The organism is Geodermatophilus sp. SMS 5-13, assembly GCF_059428245.1.
Window position 1 is genome coordinate 2,770,437 of record NZ_CP165729.1, and the last position, 13,936, is coordinate 2,784,372.

Annotated in this window: 15 protein-coding genes; all 15 read left to right on the forward strand. The window is 73.1% G+C overall.

The annotated features are described in order from the left end of the window. The first annotated feature begins 216 nt into the window (after positions 1 to 216). The 15 genes from AB3388_RS13490 (at position 217) to AB3388_RS13560 (ending at position 13,835) form a co-directional block, all read left to right on the forward strand. Positions 217 to 1,455, forward strand: a complete 1,239-nt coding sequence (locus AB3388_RS13490; RefSeq protein ID WP_495411278.1) for an amino acid ABC transporter substrate-binding protein — start codon at positions 217 to 219, stop codon at positions 1,453 to 1,455. Positions 1,456 to 1,519: 64 nt separating this feature from the next. Then, positions 1,520 to 2,404, forward strand: coding sequence for a branched-chain amino acid ABC transporter permease (locus AB3388_RS13495; RefSeq protein ID WP_495411279.1), 885 nt, complete (start codon positions 1,520 to 1,522; stop codon positions 2,402 to 2,404). Then, positions 2,401 to 4,236 carry a branched-chain amino acid ABC transporter ATP-binding protein/permease gene (locus tag AB3388_RS13500; RefSeq protein WP_495411280.1) on the forward strand — a complete coding sequence of 612 codons (1,836 nt, stop codon included), beginning with the start codon at positions 2,401 to 2,403 and terminating at the stop codon, positions 4,234 to 4,236. Before AB3388_RS13495 ends, AB3388_RS13500 begins: the two co-directional genes overlap by 4 nt. Further along, a complete protein-coding gene (locus tag AB3388_RS13505) occupies positions 4,236 to 5,081 on the forward strand; it encodes an ABC transporter ATP-binding protein (RefSeq protein WP_495411281.1) in 846 nt (281 codons plus the stop codon). The genes AB3388_RS13500 and AB3388_RS13505 overlap by 1 nt, the downstream gene beginning before the upstream one ends. A 156-nt stretch (positions 5,082 to 5,237) precedes the next feature. Next, on the forward strand, positions 5,238 to 5,435 hold the full coding sequence (locus AB3388_RS13510; protein ID WP_448623453.1) for a DUF1918 domain-containing protein: 198 nt from the start codon (positions 5,238 to 5,240) through the stop codon (positions 5,433 to 5,435). A 12-nt stretch (positions 5,436 to 5,447) separates the two neighbouring features. Further along, positions 5,448 to 7,520 (forward strand): elongation factor G-like protein EF-G2, encoded by a 2,073-nt coding sequence (locus AB3388_RS13515; protein ID WP_495411282.1) that lies wholly within the window; start codon positions 5,448 to 5,450, stop codon positions 7,518 to 7,520. 135 nt (positions 7,521 to 7,655) lie between these two features. Further along, the gene (clsA, locus tag AB3388_RS13520; protein ID WP_495411283.1) at positions 7,656 to 8,300 is read left to right on the forward strand and encodes a cardiolipin synthase ClsA; all 645 of its coding nucleotides are present in this window, start codon (positions 7,656 to 7,658) and stop codon (positions 8,298 to 8,300) included. Between the two features lie 35 nt (positions 8,301 to 8,335). Continuing rightward, positions 8,336 to 9,205 carry a DUF881 domain-containing protein gene (locus tag AB3388_RS13525; protein ID WP_495411284.1) on the forward strand — a complete coding sequence of 290 codons (870 nt, stop codon included), beginning with the start codon at positions 8,336 to 8,338 and terminating at the stop codon, positions 9,203 to 9,205. A 3-nt stretch (positions 9,206 to 9,208) separates the two neighbouring features. Further along, a complete protein-coding gene (locus AB3388_RS13530; RefSeq protein ID WP_495411285.1) occupies positions 9,209 to 9,541 on the forward strand; it encodes a small basic family protein in 333 nt (110 codons plus the stop codon). Further along, positions 9,538 to 10,425: a DUF881 domain-containing protein gene (locus AB3388_RS13535; RefSeq protein ID WP_495411286.1), complete on the forward strand. Its 888-nt coding sequence runs from the start codon at positions 9,538 to 9,540 to the stop codon at positions 10,423 to 10,425. Before AB3388_RS13530 ends, AB3388_RS13535 begins: the two co-directional genes overlap by 4 nt. Positions 10,426 to 10,458: 33 nt before the next feature. Then, on the forward strand, positions 10,459 to 10,857 hold the full coding sequence (gene gcvH, locus AB3388_RS13540; protein ID WP_495411287.1) for a glycine cleavage system protein GcvH: 399 nt from the start codon (positions 10,459 to 10,461) through the stop codon (positions 10,855 to 10,857). Positions 10,858 to 11,131: 274 nt separating this feature from the next. After that, positions 11,132 to 11,653, forward strand: coding sequence for an oxoglutarate dehydrogenase inhibitor Odhl (odhI, locus tag AB3388_RS13545; RefSeq protein ID WP_448623446.1), 522 nt, complete (start codon positions 11,132 to 11,134; stop codon positions 11,651 to 11,653). A gap of 3 nt (positions 11,654 to 11,656) precedes the next feature. Beyond that, positions 11,657 to 12,403, forward strand: a complete 747-nt coding sequence (gene ftsR / locus AB3388_RS13550) for a transcriptional regulator FtsR (protein WP_495411288.1) — start codon at positions 11,657 to 11,659, stop codon at positions 12,401 to 12,403. Positions 12,404 to 12,521: 118 nt separating this feature from the next. Further along, the gene (locus AB3388_RS13555; protein WP_495411289.1) at positions 12,522 to 13,004 is read left to right on the forward strand and encodes a bifunctional nuclease family protein; all 483 of its coding nucleotides are present in this window, start codon (positions 12,522 to 12,524) and stop codon (positions 13,002 to 13,004) included. A gap of 258 nt (positions 13,005 to 13,262) precedes the next feature. Beyond that, entirely contained in the window at positions 13,263 to 13,835 is a 573-nt protein-coding gene (locus AB3388_RS13560) for a MerR family transcriptional regulator (RefSeq protein WP_495411290.1), read from the forward strand. Positions 13,836 to 13,936: the final 101 nt, after the last annotated feature.

Genomic DNA, 13,936 nt, shown 5'->3' on the forward strand with positions numbered 1-13,936 from the left:
ACGGTCCCACCACGCGGAAGGACGGTGTCGTCGTCCGGGCCGTCCGGGCACGCCGGCCCAGGGTTCCCGCGACCCGCGGGTCCGCCACGGAAGGCGCGGGAGCAGTGGTCGGCAAAGATTTGGCCACCGTTCGCGGCAGAGTGCTTGACACCGTGTGCCCGCGGTCACACCATCTGGCCCAGATCCGCAATCGATTGCGGCCCGTCAGGAGGAAGCATGTCTCACGTCAGGCTCAACCGGCGTCTCTCGACGCTGGCGGTCACGGGACTTCTGGTGGTGGGCGTCGCCGCCTGCGGTTCCGACGGCGGCGGCGGGGGCGGCTCGGACGACGACACCCTCAAGATCGGCACGTCCTTGCCTCTCACCGGTGAGTTCTCCCAGCCCGGCACGGCGGCGCAGCAGGGCTACAAGGTGTGGGAGAAGCTGATCAACGACGACGGCGGCCTGCTCGGCCGCCAGGTCGAGCTCGTCATCAAGGACGACGCCTCGAACCAGAACACGATCGTCTCCGACTACAACGCGCTGATCAGCCAGGACCGGGTCGAGCTGCTCCTCGGCACCTTCTCCTCGCTGCTCAACCTGCCGGCCTCCGCGGTCGCCGAGCGCAACCAGATGCTCTACGTCGAGCCCGCCGGCGGCTCGCCGGACATGTTCAACCGCGGCTTCAAGTACCTGTTCTTCGCCCAGCAGGCCACCGCCGACAAGCAGGGCGAGGTCTTCGCGAACTGGATCGCCGGCCTGCCGGAGGACCAGCGGCCCAAGACGGCGGCCTACCCGACGATCGACGACCCGTTCGCGGCCCCGAACGTCGAGGGCATCCGCACGATCCTCGAGGCGGCCGGCGTCCAGACGGTCTACCAGGAGACCTACGCGATCGACACGAAGAACTTCGACACGATCGTCAACGCGATGAAGGCGGCCAACCCCGACCTCGTCGTCAGCGGCGCGGTGTTCGAGGACGGCGTCGGTCTCATCCGCTCGATGCTGAAGCTGGGCTTCCAGCCGAAGTGGCTGTACCAGACCAGCGCCCCGTCGCAGGCCGACCAGTTCTCTGAGGCCGTCGGCCCGGAGAACACCGAGGGCATCATGTACGCGGTCAGCCACACGCCCGAGGCCTCGACTCCCGGGAACGAGGAGTTCGTGCAGACCTACGACGAGATGTTCGGCGGCGCGCCGCCGGAGGACGCCGCGGACGCCTTCGCCGCCGCGCAGGTCATGCAGGCCGCCGTCGAGGCCGTCGGCAGCATCGACGACCAGGAGAAGCTCGCCGACTGGCTGCGCGACAACACCGTCGACACCGTCCTCGGCGACCTGCAGTGGAACGACGACGGCAGCCCGATCGGTGAGTTCCTCATCGGCCAGTGGCAGAGCGGCACCGCCGAGATCGTGCTGCCGACCGACGCCGCCACCAGCGACCAGATCGTCCAGGGCTGGCAGCCCGGCGGCGGCGCGTGACGGAATCCGTGAGCTCGCCGGGCGCCACCCCGCGCCCGGCGGGCCCCGGCCCGGAGGGGGAGGCATGACCGAGCTGACGCAGGACCTGATCCTGGGCCTGCTGCTGGGCGGGGTGTACGCGCTGGTCGCCGGCGGGCTCACCCTCATCTTCGGGGTCATGCGGGTGATCAACCTGGCGCACGGCGCCTTCCTGATCCTTGCCGCGTTCGTCACCTACTCGCTGTGGAACGCGGCGGGCATCGACCCGCTGCTGGGCATCGTGATCACGACGCCCGTCGTGTTCGTCCTCGGCTGGGTCACCTACAAGCTGTTCGTGGCCCGGATCCGCACCGCCCCCATGGTCTCCACCGTGCTGCTGACCTTCGGTCTCGCGATGGTGCTGGAGGCGGCGATGGGCACGATCTGGGGCAACAACTCGACGGCCATCCGGCCCAGCTACGCCGACGAGTCCTTCCAGGTCTTCGGGCTCTTCCTGCCCAAGACGCAGGTCTTCGGCGGGCTGGTCGCGATCGCGGTGCTCGTCGTGCTGGGGCTGGTGCTCAGCCGCACCTGGCTCGGACGGGCGATCCGGGCGGCGGCGGTCAACCCGGCCGGCGCCGAGCTGGTCGGCATCCGGGTGGCCTCGGTGGCCGCCCTGGTGTTCGGGCTCGGCATCGCCGCCGCCGGCGCGGGCGGCGCGATCGTCGGCGTCATGTACCCGTTCGTCCCCGGCGCGCACTACCAGTGGATCGCCCGGCTGCTGGCGATCGTCGTCCTGGGCGGGATGGGCAGCCTCAACGGCGCCATCCTCGGCGCCCTGCTCTTCGGCGTGGCCGAGACGATGACCGCCGCCTACGTCTCGCCGGCCTGGGCCACCGCCGTGCCCTACCTGATCGTCTTCGCCGTCCTGCTGTTCCGGCCGCAGGGTCTGCTCGGTTCCCGTCTGCGAGAGGATGCGGTGGCCGCATGAGCCCGTCGGTCCGTGCCCTGGCCAGCCCGCTGTGGATCGGCCGGCTGCTGGTCGTCCTGAGCGCGCTGTTCCTCGTTGTCTTCCCGGTGGCGGTCGACGACGCCTACTACCAGAACATGATCATCCTGTCGCTGGTGTTCGCCGTCGGCGCCAGCGGGCTCAACATCATCACCGGCTACGCCGGCTACGTCTCGCTCGGCCAGGGGGCGTTCATCGGCCTCGGCGGCTACACGATCGGTGTGCTGGCCACCCGCTTCGACGGCGTCTCCCCGTGGCTGTGGGTGCCGGTGGCCGGGGTCGTGGCCGCCGTCGTCGCCGTCGGCCTGGGACTGGTGTCGCTGCGCTCCCGCGGCCCGGCGTTCGTGATCATCACCGTCGCGTTCCTGTTCCTGGTCCAGGTGATCGCGGTCAACTGGGTCTCGCTGACCAACGGGACGGCGGGGCTGACCCTGCCGCTGCCGACCTGGGACCGCGACATCCTCAACTGGCCCTTCTACTACGCGCTGCTCGCGATCCTGGCCCTGCAGGTGCTGATGTCCTGGTGGATCCGCCGCACCAAGCTCGGCATGGGCCTGATCGCGATCCGCGAGGACGAGACCAAGGCCGCGACCATCGGCATCAACCTGCCGGTGGAGAAGATCACCGGGTTCGTCGCCAGCACCGTCTTCGTGGGCATGGCCGGCGCGGTCTACGGCTACTACCTGACCTTCATCGACCCGCGCGGGATGTTCAGCATCCTGATCAGCGTCCAGATCATCCTGTCGCTGCTGGTCGGCGGCCGGGGCACGCTGTGGGGCCCGGTGCTCGGCGCGTTCCTCATCGAGCCGCTCAACGAGATCGCCAACAACAACCTCGGCGGCGGCAACACCCGGCTCTTCCTCTTCGGCGGCCTGCTGATCGCCGTGGTCATCCTGCTGCCCAACGGCGTGCTGCCCGCGGTCGAGTCGCTGCTGAACTGGCGGCGGACGTCCGGCAAGGCCGGGCTCGTGGGCGCGCGGATCGGCACCGGCGGCAGCCTGGAGTCGCTGAAGGAGCGGCTGGAGCCGTCGACCACGCGCACGCCCGCCGGGCAGCCGCTGCTCGAGGTGTCCGGGCTGGTCAAGAGCTTCGGCGGACTGCACGCCGTCGACGGCTGCTCGTTCGCCGTGCCGGCCGGCTCCATCACCGGCCTGATCGGACCCAACGGCTCGGGCAAGACCACGGTCTTCAACCTGATCGACAACACCATCGCCGCGGACGCCGGGACGATCACCTTCGACGGCGAGCGGGTCGAGAAGCTGCCCTCCTGGGGCCGGGCGCACCGGGGGATCGGGCGCACCTTCCAGATCACCCGGCTCTTCGGCGAGATGACGGTCCTGGAGAACGTCGTCGCGCCGCAGCGGTCGTTCTCGGTGGGCCAGCTGGGCCGCATCGCGGTGAGCGGGCCCGAGGCGCGGGCGGCCGAGGAGCTGCTCGAGTTCGTCGGCATGCGGGCCTTCCGCGACCAGAAGGCCCGGGCGCTGTCCTACGGGCAGCAGAAACTGGTGGAGCTGGCGCAGATCCTCATGCTCGACCCGAAGCTGATCCTGCTCGACGAGCCCGCCGGTGGCATCAACCCGGTGCTCATCGACCGGATGGCCGAGATGATCAGGGAGCTGAACTCCTACGGGAAGACGTTCCTCATCGTCGAGCACAACATGCCGTTCGTGCTCGGGCTCTGCGACCCGATCCACGTGCTCGCCCGCGGGAAGACCATGGCCTCCGGCACGCCGCAGCAGATCCAGACCGACCCCGCCGTCATCGACGCCTACCTCGGGGACGACTTCCAGCTCGAACCGGAAAGGGTGCGCTGATGCTCCAGCTCCGCGGCGTCGTCGCCGGCTACGGCGGCGGTGACGTCCTGCAGGGCGTCGACATCGACGTCGAGCGCGGGTCCGTCGCCTGCATCGTGGGTCCGAACGGCGCGGGCAAGTCCACCGTGCTGCGCACGGTCAGCGGGCTGCTCAACCCGCGCCTGGGCGAGGTCACGCTCAACGGGCAGCCGATCCACCGGTCCTCGCCGGCGGACATCCTCAAGGCCGGCGTCTCGCAGGTGCCGCAGGCCAACGCGCTGTTCCCGAACCTGACGGTCCGGGAGAACGTGCTGCTCGGCGGCTACACGATCCGGCGCGACCGCGCCCTGGTCCGCAGGCGCTATGACCAGGTCGCCGAGCTGTTCCCGATCGTGGCCCAGCGCGCCGCCGACAAGGCCGGCAACCTCTCCGGCGGCCAGCGGCGGATGGTGGAGTTCGCCCGCTCGCTGATGCTCGACCCGACCCTGCTGCTGCTCGACGAGCCCTCGCTCGGCCTGGACCCCAAGGCGCTGCAGGTGGTCTACGAGTCGGTGATGCTCATGCGGGAGAGCGGCAAGACGATCCTGCTCGTCGAGCAGAACGTCCGGTTCGGCATGCGCATGGCCACCGACGGCATCGTCATGGAGAGCGGCCGGGTCGTCACCCAGCGGACGGCGGCGGCGGTGCTGGCCGACCCCGACCTCGCGCAGATGTACTTCGGCGGCTCGACCGGGCACGCCGCGCCGGCGACCGAGGCGGCGGTGCCCGCGCCGCAGGCCCCGCAGCCGGCGTCGTCCGCGACCACCCCGCCGGCCGCCGGCGGCGGTCCGGCGGCGCCGCCCCTGGCCGCCTCCGGCACCCGCTGACCGGCGTCCGGGCCCGCGTCGCTGCGCGGGCCCGGACGCGCGGGACGCCCGCGCCGCGGCGCCCGAATGGGAGGCCCCCAGGGCTTGATCGGCTCCCGGCCCGGAGGCAGGCTGTGAGCCATACCACAGCCCGCGTGAGCGCCCTGGGAGGCCGCCGTGGAAGCCAAGGTCGGAGACCGCATCGTCGTCCATTCCACCCACCAGGGGGAACCGGAGCGCACCGGAGAGGTGCTCGAGGTGCGGGGCGAGTCGGGCGGACCCCCGTACCTGGTGAAGTGGTCGCCCGACGGGCACGAGGGGCTGTTCTACCCGAGCGGAACCTGTCACGTCGTTCGTGACGCGGTCCACGGCTGAGCGGCCCGGATCATGGCGAAGGACACCGGGACGGCGCCGGCGCCGCGTCCCGCGGACAAGGTGCGCAACGTGGCCCTCGTCGGCCACGCCGGGTCGGGCAAGACGACGCTGGCCGAGGCGCTGCTGGTCGCGACCGGCGCGCTGCCCCGGGCGGGGCGCATCGAGGAGGGCACGACCTCCCTCGACAACGAGGAGGTCGAGGTCCGCCAGCAGCGCTCGGTGTCCCTCGGCGTGGCCACCGTCGAGCACGCCGACCACCGCATCACCCTGCTGGACACCCCCGGCTCGCCCGACTTCGTGGGGGAGCTGCGGGCCGGGCTGCGCGCCGCCGACGCGGCGCTGTTCGTGGTCTCGGCGGTCAACGGGGTCGACGCGGCGACCGTCGCGCTCTGGGAGGAGTGCGCCGCCGTCGGCATGCCCCGGGCGGTGGTGATCAGCCAGCTCGACCGGCCACGGGCCGACGTCGACGAGGCCGTGCGCATGTGCCAGCTGATGCTGGGGGAGGGCGTCTTCCCCCTGCACCTGGTCGAGCGCGGCCCCGACGGGACGCCGACCGGGCTCGTGTCGCTGCTCGAGCCGCACGTGGAGCTGGCCGACGCCGACCGGCTCCGCGGGGAGCTGATCGAGGGGATCATCGGCGAGTCCGAGGACGAGACCCTCATGGACCGCTACCTCGGCGGCGAGGAGCTCGTCGTCGCCGATCTGATCGCCGACCTGGAGACCGCGGTCGCCCGCGGCCACTTCCACCCGATCCTGGCCGTCGCCCCGCTCTCCGGCGTCGGCATCACCGAGCTGCTGGACCTGCTGGTGTCGGCGTTCCCGTGCCCGATGGAGCACGGCTGCCCGCCGGTCACCCGCCCGGACGGCAAGGCGGCGCCGTCCCTGGCCTGCGACCCGGAGGGCCCACTGGTCGCCGAGGTCGTGAAGACGACGACCGACCCCTACGTCGGCCGCGTGTCACTGGTGCGCGTGTTCTCCGGCACCCTGCAGCCGGACATCTCGGTGCACGTCTCCGGGCACGGCATGGCCGATCGCGGGCACCCCGACCACGACGTCGACGAGCGGATCGGCGCGCTCTCCTCGCCGCTGGGCGCGACCCTCCGCCCGGTCGCGGCCTGCCCGGCGGGGGACATCTGCGCCGTCGCCCGGCTGACCTCCGCGGAGACCGGCGACACCCTGTCCTCGCCGGAGGACCCGCGGCTGATGAAGCCGTGGGACCTGCCGACCCCGCAGGTGCCGGTCGCGCTGGAGGCGGCCTCGCGCGCCGACGAGGACCGGCTGGCCACCGCGCTGGCCCGGCTGGTCGCCGAGGACCCGACGGTGCGCCTGGAGCGCCGCCCGGACACCAACCAGCTGCTGCTGTGGTGCGTGGGGGAGGCCCACGCCGAGGTGCTGCTCGACCGGCTGCGCACCCGGCACGGGGTCTCGGTGAACACCGTCCCGGTGCGGGTGCCCATGGTCGAGACCCTCGCCGCGCCGGCCCGGGTCACCGGCCGGCTGGTCAAGCAGTCCGGCGGCCACGGCCAGTATGCGATCGTCGTGGTCGAGGCCGCGCCGGGGGTGCCCGGCTCGGGCGTCGTCTTCGAGCAGAAGATCGTCGGCGGCACCGTGCCCAGCCAGTACCACGGCAGCGTCGAGAAGGGCATCCGCGCCCAGGTGGAGAAGGGCGTCAACAACGACCGGCCGATCGTCGACGTCCACTTCACCCTCGTCGACGGCAAGGCGCACTCGGTCGACTCCTCCGACGCGGCGTTCCAGGCCGCGGGGGCGCTGGCCGTGCGGGAGGCGGCGTCCGCGTCCGGCACCCGGGTGCTTGAGCCGTGGTGCGAGGTGGAGGTCGTCGTCCCGGGCGAGTACGTGGGCGCGGTGATGAGCGACCTGTCCGCCCGGCGGGCCCGGGTCACCGGCACCGACGCCGACCCCGATCGCGACCGGACGCATGTGCGGGCCGAGGTGCCGGAGGTGGAGCTGCTCACCTACGCCGGGGCGCTGCGCTCGGTCACGCACGGCACGGGCAGTTTCGCGCGCAAGCCGCTCGGCTACGAGCCCGCGCCTCCCTCGGTCACGGCCGCCGTGCCGGCGTAGGGGGGACCGGCAGCCGCGGCCCCCTCGACGCCGCGAGGGGGCCGCCGCCCGGTGCGCCGTCACCCGTCGTGTCGGTGGAGGACAGTAGCCTCGGGCGCGGTGTGCAGCGCGGCTGCCGGTTGGTCTGGAGGAGCAGTGACGACGTCGAGGGAGCCGTCGGCCGCTGCGCCGGCTCCGGCCGGGGTGGTCTCCGACCGCAACCAGCTGGCCGACCGGATCTGGACGGTGCCGAACGCGCTGTCGGTGCTGCGGCTGCTCGGCGTCCCGCTGTTCCTCTGGCTGCTGCTCGGCCCGGAGGCCGACGGGTGGGCGATCGTCGTCCTCGCGCTGTCCGGGGTCAGCGACTGGGCCGACGGCAAGCTCGCCCGGCTGCTCGACCAGGGCAGCCGGCTCGGGGCGCTGCTCGACCCGGCGGCCGACCGGCTCTACATCGTCGCCACGCTGATCGCGCTCGCCCTGCGCGAGGTCGTGCCGCTGTGGCTGGTCCTGCTGCTGGTCGGCCGGGAGGCGGTGCTCGGCCTGGCGCTGCTCGTGCTGCGCCGCTACGGCTACCCGCCGCTGCAGGTGCACTACCTGGGCAAGGCCGCCACGTTCCTGCTGCTCTACGCCTTCCCGATCCTGCTGCTGGCCCAGGGCAGCGGCCCGGTCGCCGCGGTCGCCGAGCCGATCGCGTGGGCGTTCACCCTCTGGGGCACCGCCTTCTACGTGCTCGCCGGCGTGCTCTACCTGGTCCAGGCGGCCGGCCTCGTCCGCGCCGCCCGCGCCGGGGCGGCGCCGTGACGTCCGCCGTGCGGCGGGGGAGCGGCCCGCGGTCGATGGGCGCCTCCCTGCTGGACCAGGTGCTGGCCGAGACGCTGGACCCCGCCTACGCCCAGGCGGCGGCCCGCAAGGCGCAGGCGGCCGGCGACCCCCCGCGTGCCGCCCGCGGGCGCCGGCGGCTGGTCGTCGCGCTGGTCATGGTGGTCGCGGGCCTGCTCGGGGCGATCACCTACGACCAGGCGGCCGCCGGCGAGCGGGGCCGCGGCCAGGTGCGCGACGCGCTGCTCGGCGACATCGACGCCGAGACCGACACCGCCGACGAGCTCAACGGCACCCTCGACCGGCTCCGCCGCGAGGTGAACCGCACCCGCGACGACGCGCTGCAGGCCACCGCGGTCGGCCAGCGCGCCCGCGACCAGCTGGCCGCCACGGAGCTGAGCGCCGGCGCGGTGCCGGTCACCGGGCCCGGCCTGCTGGTGACCCTGGCCGATGCCGAGCCCGATGCCGACTCGGACCCGGTCGGCGGCGAGCCCGAGATCGACCCCAACGGCCTGGTCCGGGACGGCGACCTGCAGCTGGTCGTCAACGCCCTGTGGGCCGCCGGCGCCGAGGCGATCAGCATCAACGGCCAGCGGCTGGGCCCCACCAGCGCGATCCGCTTCGCCGGCGAGGCGGTGCTGGTCGACTTCAACCCGGTCATGAACCCGTACGAGGTCCGTGCGATCGGGGATCCCGACACGCTGCGGGACACCTTCCTCGCCAGCCCGGAGGTCGGCGCGCTCGCCGTCATCTCCGAGTCCTACGGGCTGCGCTTCGAGTTCGCCAAGGAGAACGACCTGTCCCTGCCCGCCGCCCTCCCGCCCGAGCTGCACGCGGCCGCCGTCGTCCCGGACGCCCCGGCGACCGACCAGGAACCGGGGGGCTGACCCGTGATCCCGATCCTCGGCCTCGCGGTCGGCGTCGTCCTCGGTCTGCTCTTCGACCCGACGGTGCCGCTGTGGCTGCAGCCGTACCTGCCCATCGCGGTGGTCGCCGCGCTCGACGCCGTCTTCGGCGGCTTCCGCGCCCGCCTCGACGGCACCTTCGACGCGAAGGTGTTCGTCATCTCCTTCGTGTCCAACGTGGTCGTCGCCGCGCTGATCGTGTTCCTCGGCGACCAGCTCGGCGTCGGCGCGCAGCTGTCCACCGCGGTCGTCGTCGTCCTGGGCATCCGGATCTTCGGCAACGCCGCGGCCATCCGAAGGCACGTGTTCCGGGCATGAGCGAGGACCAGCGGCCAGCGGCCGACCCGGCGCCGGAGGAGACGAGCGTTCCCGCCGAGCCGGTGGACGACGGCGCTGCGGAGCAGCCCCCGGCGGCAGAGGAGGAGACCCCCGCGCCGGCGCCGCCCGCCGAGGACAGCGGCGGGACGGCCGAGGGGGACGGGACCCCGGCGACGGTCATCCGGGCGCGGCGCCGCCGCGACCCGCTGGCCGCCGCGCTGATCGGCGTCCTCACCCTGCTGCTGGGCTTCGCCTTCGCCGTCCAGGTGCGCAGCACCGACGACGCCGACCAGAAGCTGACCGGCGCGCGGGAGGAGGACCTCGTGCGCATCCTCGACACCCTCAACGGGCAGGAGGACCGGCTGCGCCAGCAGATCGCCGACGAGCGGGCCCTGCTCGCCCAGCTCAACAGCTCCGACAGCCAGTCCGCCGCCGCCCTGGAGGACGCGAGGAAGCGGGCCGACGCCATCGGCATCCTCAACGGCACCGTCCCCGCCCAGGGCCCGGGGCTGCGCATGGTGATCCGCGACCCCGACGCCGAGGTGCGCGTCGCCGACGTCCTCGACGCCATCCAGGAGCTGCGCGGTGCCGGCGCGGAGACGATGCAGATCGACGGCGTCCGGATCGGCGTCTCCAGCGCCGTCACCGGCGAGCCGGGGGCGCTGCTCATCGACGGCCAGGAGATCAGCGCCCCCTACGAGGTGCTCGTCATCGGGTCGCCGCAGAACCTGGAGACGGCGATGAACATCCCCGGCGGCGTCGTCCAGCGCATCGGCGGCCGCGGTGGCTCGGTGGACATCACCCAGGCCCAGCAGGTGGTCGTGGACGCGTTGCGGCCCCTCGACGCGCCTCAATACGCTTCGCCGGACCCCCACGACGACTGACGTCGTCCCCCCGATCTGAGGAGAGCCCGCCGCATGGCAACACCCAGCGACCGCCGCTACACCGACCAGCACGAGTGGGCCCTGGTCCAGGGCGAGGACGGCGGTGCGACGGTGGTGCGGGTCGGGATCACCGACCACGCGCAGGACGCCCTCGGCGACATCGTCTACGTCCAGCTGCCCGACGTCGGTGAGGAGGTCGCGCCGGGCACCGCGATCGGCGAGGTGGAGTCCACCAAGTCGGTCTCCGACGTCTACTCGCCGGTGACCGGGGTGGTGGCCGCGGTCAACGACCGGCTGGCCGACGCCCCGGAGACCATCAACGCCGACCCGTACGGCGAGGGCTGGCTGGTGGAGATCCGCGTGGAGGGCGGCGACCCCACCGGCGGCCTGCTCGACGCCGACGCCTACCAGGCGCTGGTCGACGCGTCGTGATCGGCGCGGCCCGCGGGCGTGACGCGCGGGTCGCCCTCACTATGCTCTCGGGACGGGCCTCGGCCCGGCCCCCCGGCAACCGGTCGGAGGGCCTGCGACCCTCACCCTGTACGTCCGGTTGACCCTCGGGCCGACCGGCTGATTCGATGACCCACGGCCCGCCGTGACCCCACGGAGGCCGACCCGCGACGGGCTGTCCGGCCCGTCGTCCGCCGGCCGCCCGCGGCCACACCCTGGCCCGCGGCGGTGCCTTCTTGCACCGGAGGAGACAGACGTGCACTGCACTCGTTGTGGCCACAACAACCCCGAGGGCAGTCGCTTCTGCGCGCAGTGCGGTGCGGCCCTGTCGCAGGAGCGCGTGGGGGAGTCGACCAGCGTCATCCCCAAGGTCGGAGGCGAGGACTCCGGCGAGCAGGCCGAGGTCAGCGCCGACACGGCGGTCGACGCCCACGCCGGTGCGGTCGAGTCGCTGCCGGCCGGCTCCGCGCTGCTGGTGGTCAAGCGCGGCCCGAACGCGGGCAGCCGCTTCCTGCTCGACCAGGACGTCACCACGGCCGGGCGGCACCCGGACAGCGACATCTTCCTCGACGACGTCACCGTCAGCCGGCGGCACGTGGAGTTCCACCGCGAGGGCGGCGGCTTCTCGGTGCACGACGTGGGCAGCCTCAACGGCACCTACGTCAACCGTGAGCCGGTCGACGTCGCGACCCTCGCGGGGGGTGACGAGGTGCAGATCGGCAAGTTCCGGCTGGTCTACCTCACCGGTCCGCGGACCGGCGAGCCCGCCGCCCGCTGACCGGTGCCCGAGCCGCGCGAGAGCGCGATCGGGAACGCCGCCGACCAGCACTCACCTCGCCTCACGATCGGCGAGGTGCTGGCTGTTCTTCGCGACGACTTCCCCGACGTGACGATCAGCAAGATCCGCTACCTGGAGACCGAGGACCTCGTCCACCCCCAGCGCACGCCGTCGGGGTACCGGAAGTTCTCCTCGGCCGACGTGGCCCGGCTGCGCTACGTGCTCGCGGCGCAGCGCGACCACTACCTGCCGCTGCGGGTGATCAAGGAGCACCTGGAGGCGCTGGACCGCGGCGAGCCGCTGCCGGCGTCGGCCACCGGGCCGGTCTCGGTGCCGCCGCCGGTCGCCGTGGCCCCGGACGGGCCGGACGACGACGGCGGTGGGCCGATGCCGGCCGAGCAGTTCGCCCGCGCGGCCGGGCTGGCGCCGGAGCAGCTGGCCGACTGCGTGCAGTTCGGTCTGCTCGTCCCGGACAAGAGGGGCCGGCACCCGGCGGCCGACCTCCCGGTGGCCCGGGCCGCCGCGGGGCTGGCCCGGCACGGCATCGAGCCCCGGCACCTGCGGGGCTACAGCAACGGCGCCGATCGCGAGGCCGGGCTGATCGAGCAACTGGTCGCGCCGCTGCTCAGGGCCCGGTCGGAGGAGTCCCGGGCCCGGGCCACGGAGAAGCTCCGGGAGCTCGCCGCGCTGTCCGCGCAGCTGCACACAGCCCTGCTGGAGGCACGACTCCGGGACCTCCTGCGCCCATAGGTCGGGCGTACCGTGAACGCGTCGGACGCCGGGCCGGGGCGCCGCGCCGGCCCGCTGACCGGGCGCCTGACAGACCGACTGCCCGCTACCCCCGGGCCGCAGCTGAGGGAGCCGTACCGTGCAGGAGCTTCGAGTCATCGGCGTCCGCGTGGAGCTGCCGGGCAATCAGCCGATCCTGCTGCTCAAGGAGACGCAGGGCGAGCGGTACCTCCCCATCTGGATCGGTGCGGTCGAGGCCGCCGCGATCGCGTTCGAGCAGCAGGGGGTGCGCCCGGCCCGGCCGATGACGCACGACCTGCTCAAGGACGTCGTCCGGGCGCTCGGCGCGACGCTGGAGGCGGTGAACATCACCGAGATGCGCGACGGCATCTACATCGCCGAGCTGGTGTTCGGCGACGAGCGGGTGGTCAGCGCCCGCCCGTCGGACGCCGTCGCCCTCGCCGTGCGCACGGGCGCGCCGATCTTCGGGGCCGAGGACCTGCTCGACGAAGTGGGCATCGAGATACCCGACGAGCAGGAGGACGAGGTCGAGAAGTTCCGCGAGTTCCTCGACCAGATCTCGCCGGAGGACTTCGGCGCCGGCTCCGGCTCCGGCGGCTGACCAGGGCAGACGGCACCGGCGGGTCCCGATTCGGTCACGTCCGGTACGGCCGCCCGACCCGGTGACGGCGCCACGGTAGGGTCACCGCACCCACCCCCGACGGGTGAGCGCCGCGACACGCCGCCTTCGTCAGTTGACCCACTCCAGGGCCCGGCTTACGGTCGGCGAACAACAACGGTGTGACACCTGAGGTTGGTGGGTGTAGCGCCGGGGTCCACCGCCGCAGCTGCGGGCCGGGACATGAGGAGGACGCTGGACGTGAGCGACCAGAGCAACGGCTCCCAGGGTCAGCTCTTCAGCGACGCCGCGGTCGGCGCGCCTGCCTACGACGAGGTGGACACCGACCTCGTGGGCTACCGCGGTCCCACCGCATGCGCCGCGGCGGGCATCACCTACCGCCAGCTCGACTACTGGGCGCGCACCGGCCTGGTCGCCCCGTCGGTGCGCACCGCCACCGGCTCGGGCACCCAGCGGCTCTACTCCTTCCGCGACATCCTCGTGCTCAAGGTCGTCAAGCGGCTGCTCGACACCGGCGTCTCGCTGCAGAACATCCGCAAGGCCGTCGACCACCTGCGCAACCGCGGGATCAAGGACCTCGCCAACGTCACCCTGTTCTCCGACGGGGCGACCGTGTACGAGTGCACCTCGGCCGAGGAGGTCGTCGACCTGCTCGCCGGCGGGCAGGGCGTCTTCGGCATCGCGGTCTCCGGCGCGCTGCGCGAGCTCTCCGGCGACATCGCCGAGCTCCCCGCCGAGCGGCTCGACGGCGGTCCGGTGCACAACGGGGACGACGAGCTGTCCCAGCGGCGCCGGGCGCGCCGGGCTGTGTAATCCGTCGGCCCACCGGCCGACACCGCGACCAGTTGCCCTGCTGAGCTGAGCCGCTTCCGTCCGCTCCTCGGGGACCCTCCGGGGCCCCGCTCGTCGGGACC

What these genes read in the sequence shown, in the direction of transcription:
- AB3388_RS13495 (WP_495411279.1), top strand. Translation starts at nt 1,520, where the DNA reads ATGACCGAGCTGACGCAGGACCTGATCCTGGGCCTGCTGCTGGGCGGG.
- AB3388_RS13535 (WP_495411286.1), top strand. Translation starts at nt 9,538, where the DNA reads ATGAGCGAGGACCAGCGGCCAGCGGCCGACCCGGCGCCGGAGGAGACG.
- AB3388_RS13490 (WP_495411278.1), top strand. Translation starts at nt 217, where the DNA reads ATGTCTCACGTCAGGCTCAACCGGCGTCTCTCGACGCTGGCGGTCACG.
- AB3388_RS13500 (WP_495411280.1), top strand. Translation starts at nt 2,401, where the DNA reads ATGAGCCCGTCGGTCCGTGCCCTGGCCAGCCCGCTGTGGATCGGCCGG.
- gcvH (WP_495411287.1), top strand. Translation starts at nt 10,459, where the DNA reads ATGGCAACACCCAGCGACCGCCGCTACACCGACCAGCACGAGTGGGCC.
- AB3388_RS13525 (WP_495411284.1), top strand. Translation starts at nt 8,336, where the DNA reads ATGGGCGCCTCCCTGCTGGACCAGGTGCTGGCCGAGACGCTGGACCCC.
- AB3388_RS13505 (WP_495411281.1), top strand. Translation starts at nt 4,236, where the DNA reads ATGCTCCAGCTCCGCGGCGTCGTCGCCGGCTACGGCGGCGGTGACGTC.
- AB3388_RS13515 (WP_495411282.1), top strand. Translation starts at nt 5,448, where the DNA reads ATGGCGAAGGACACCGGGACGGCGCCGGCGCCGCGTCCCGCGGACAAG.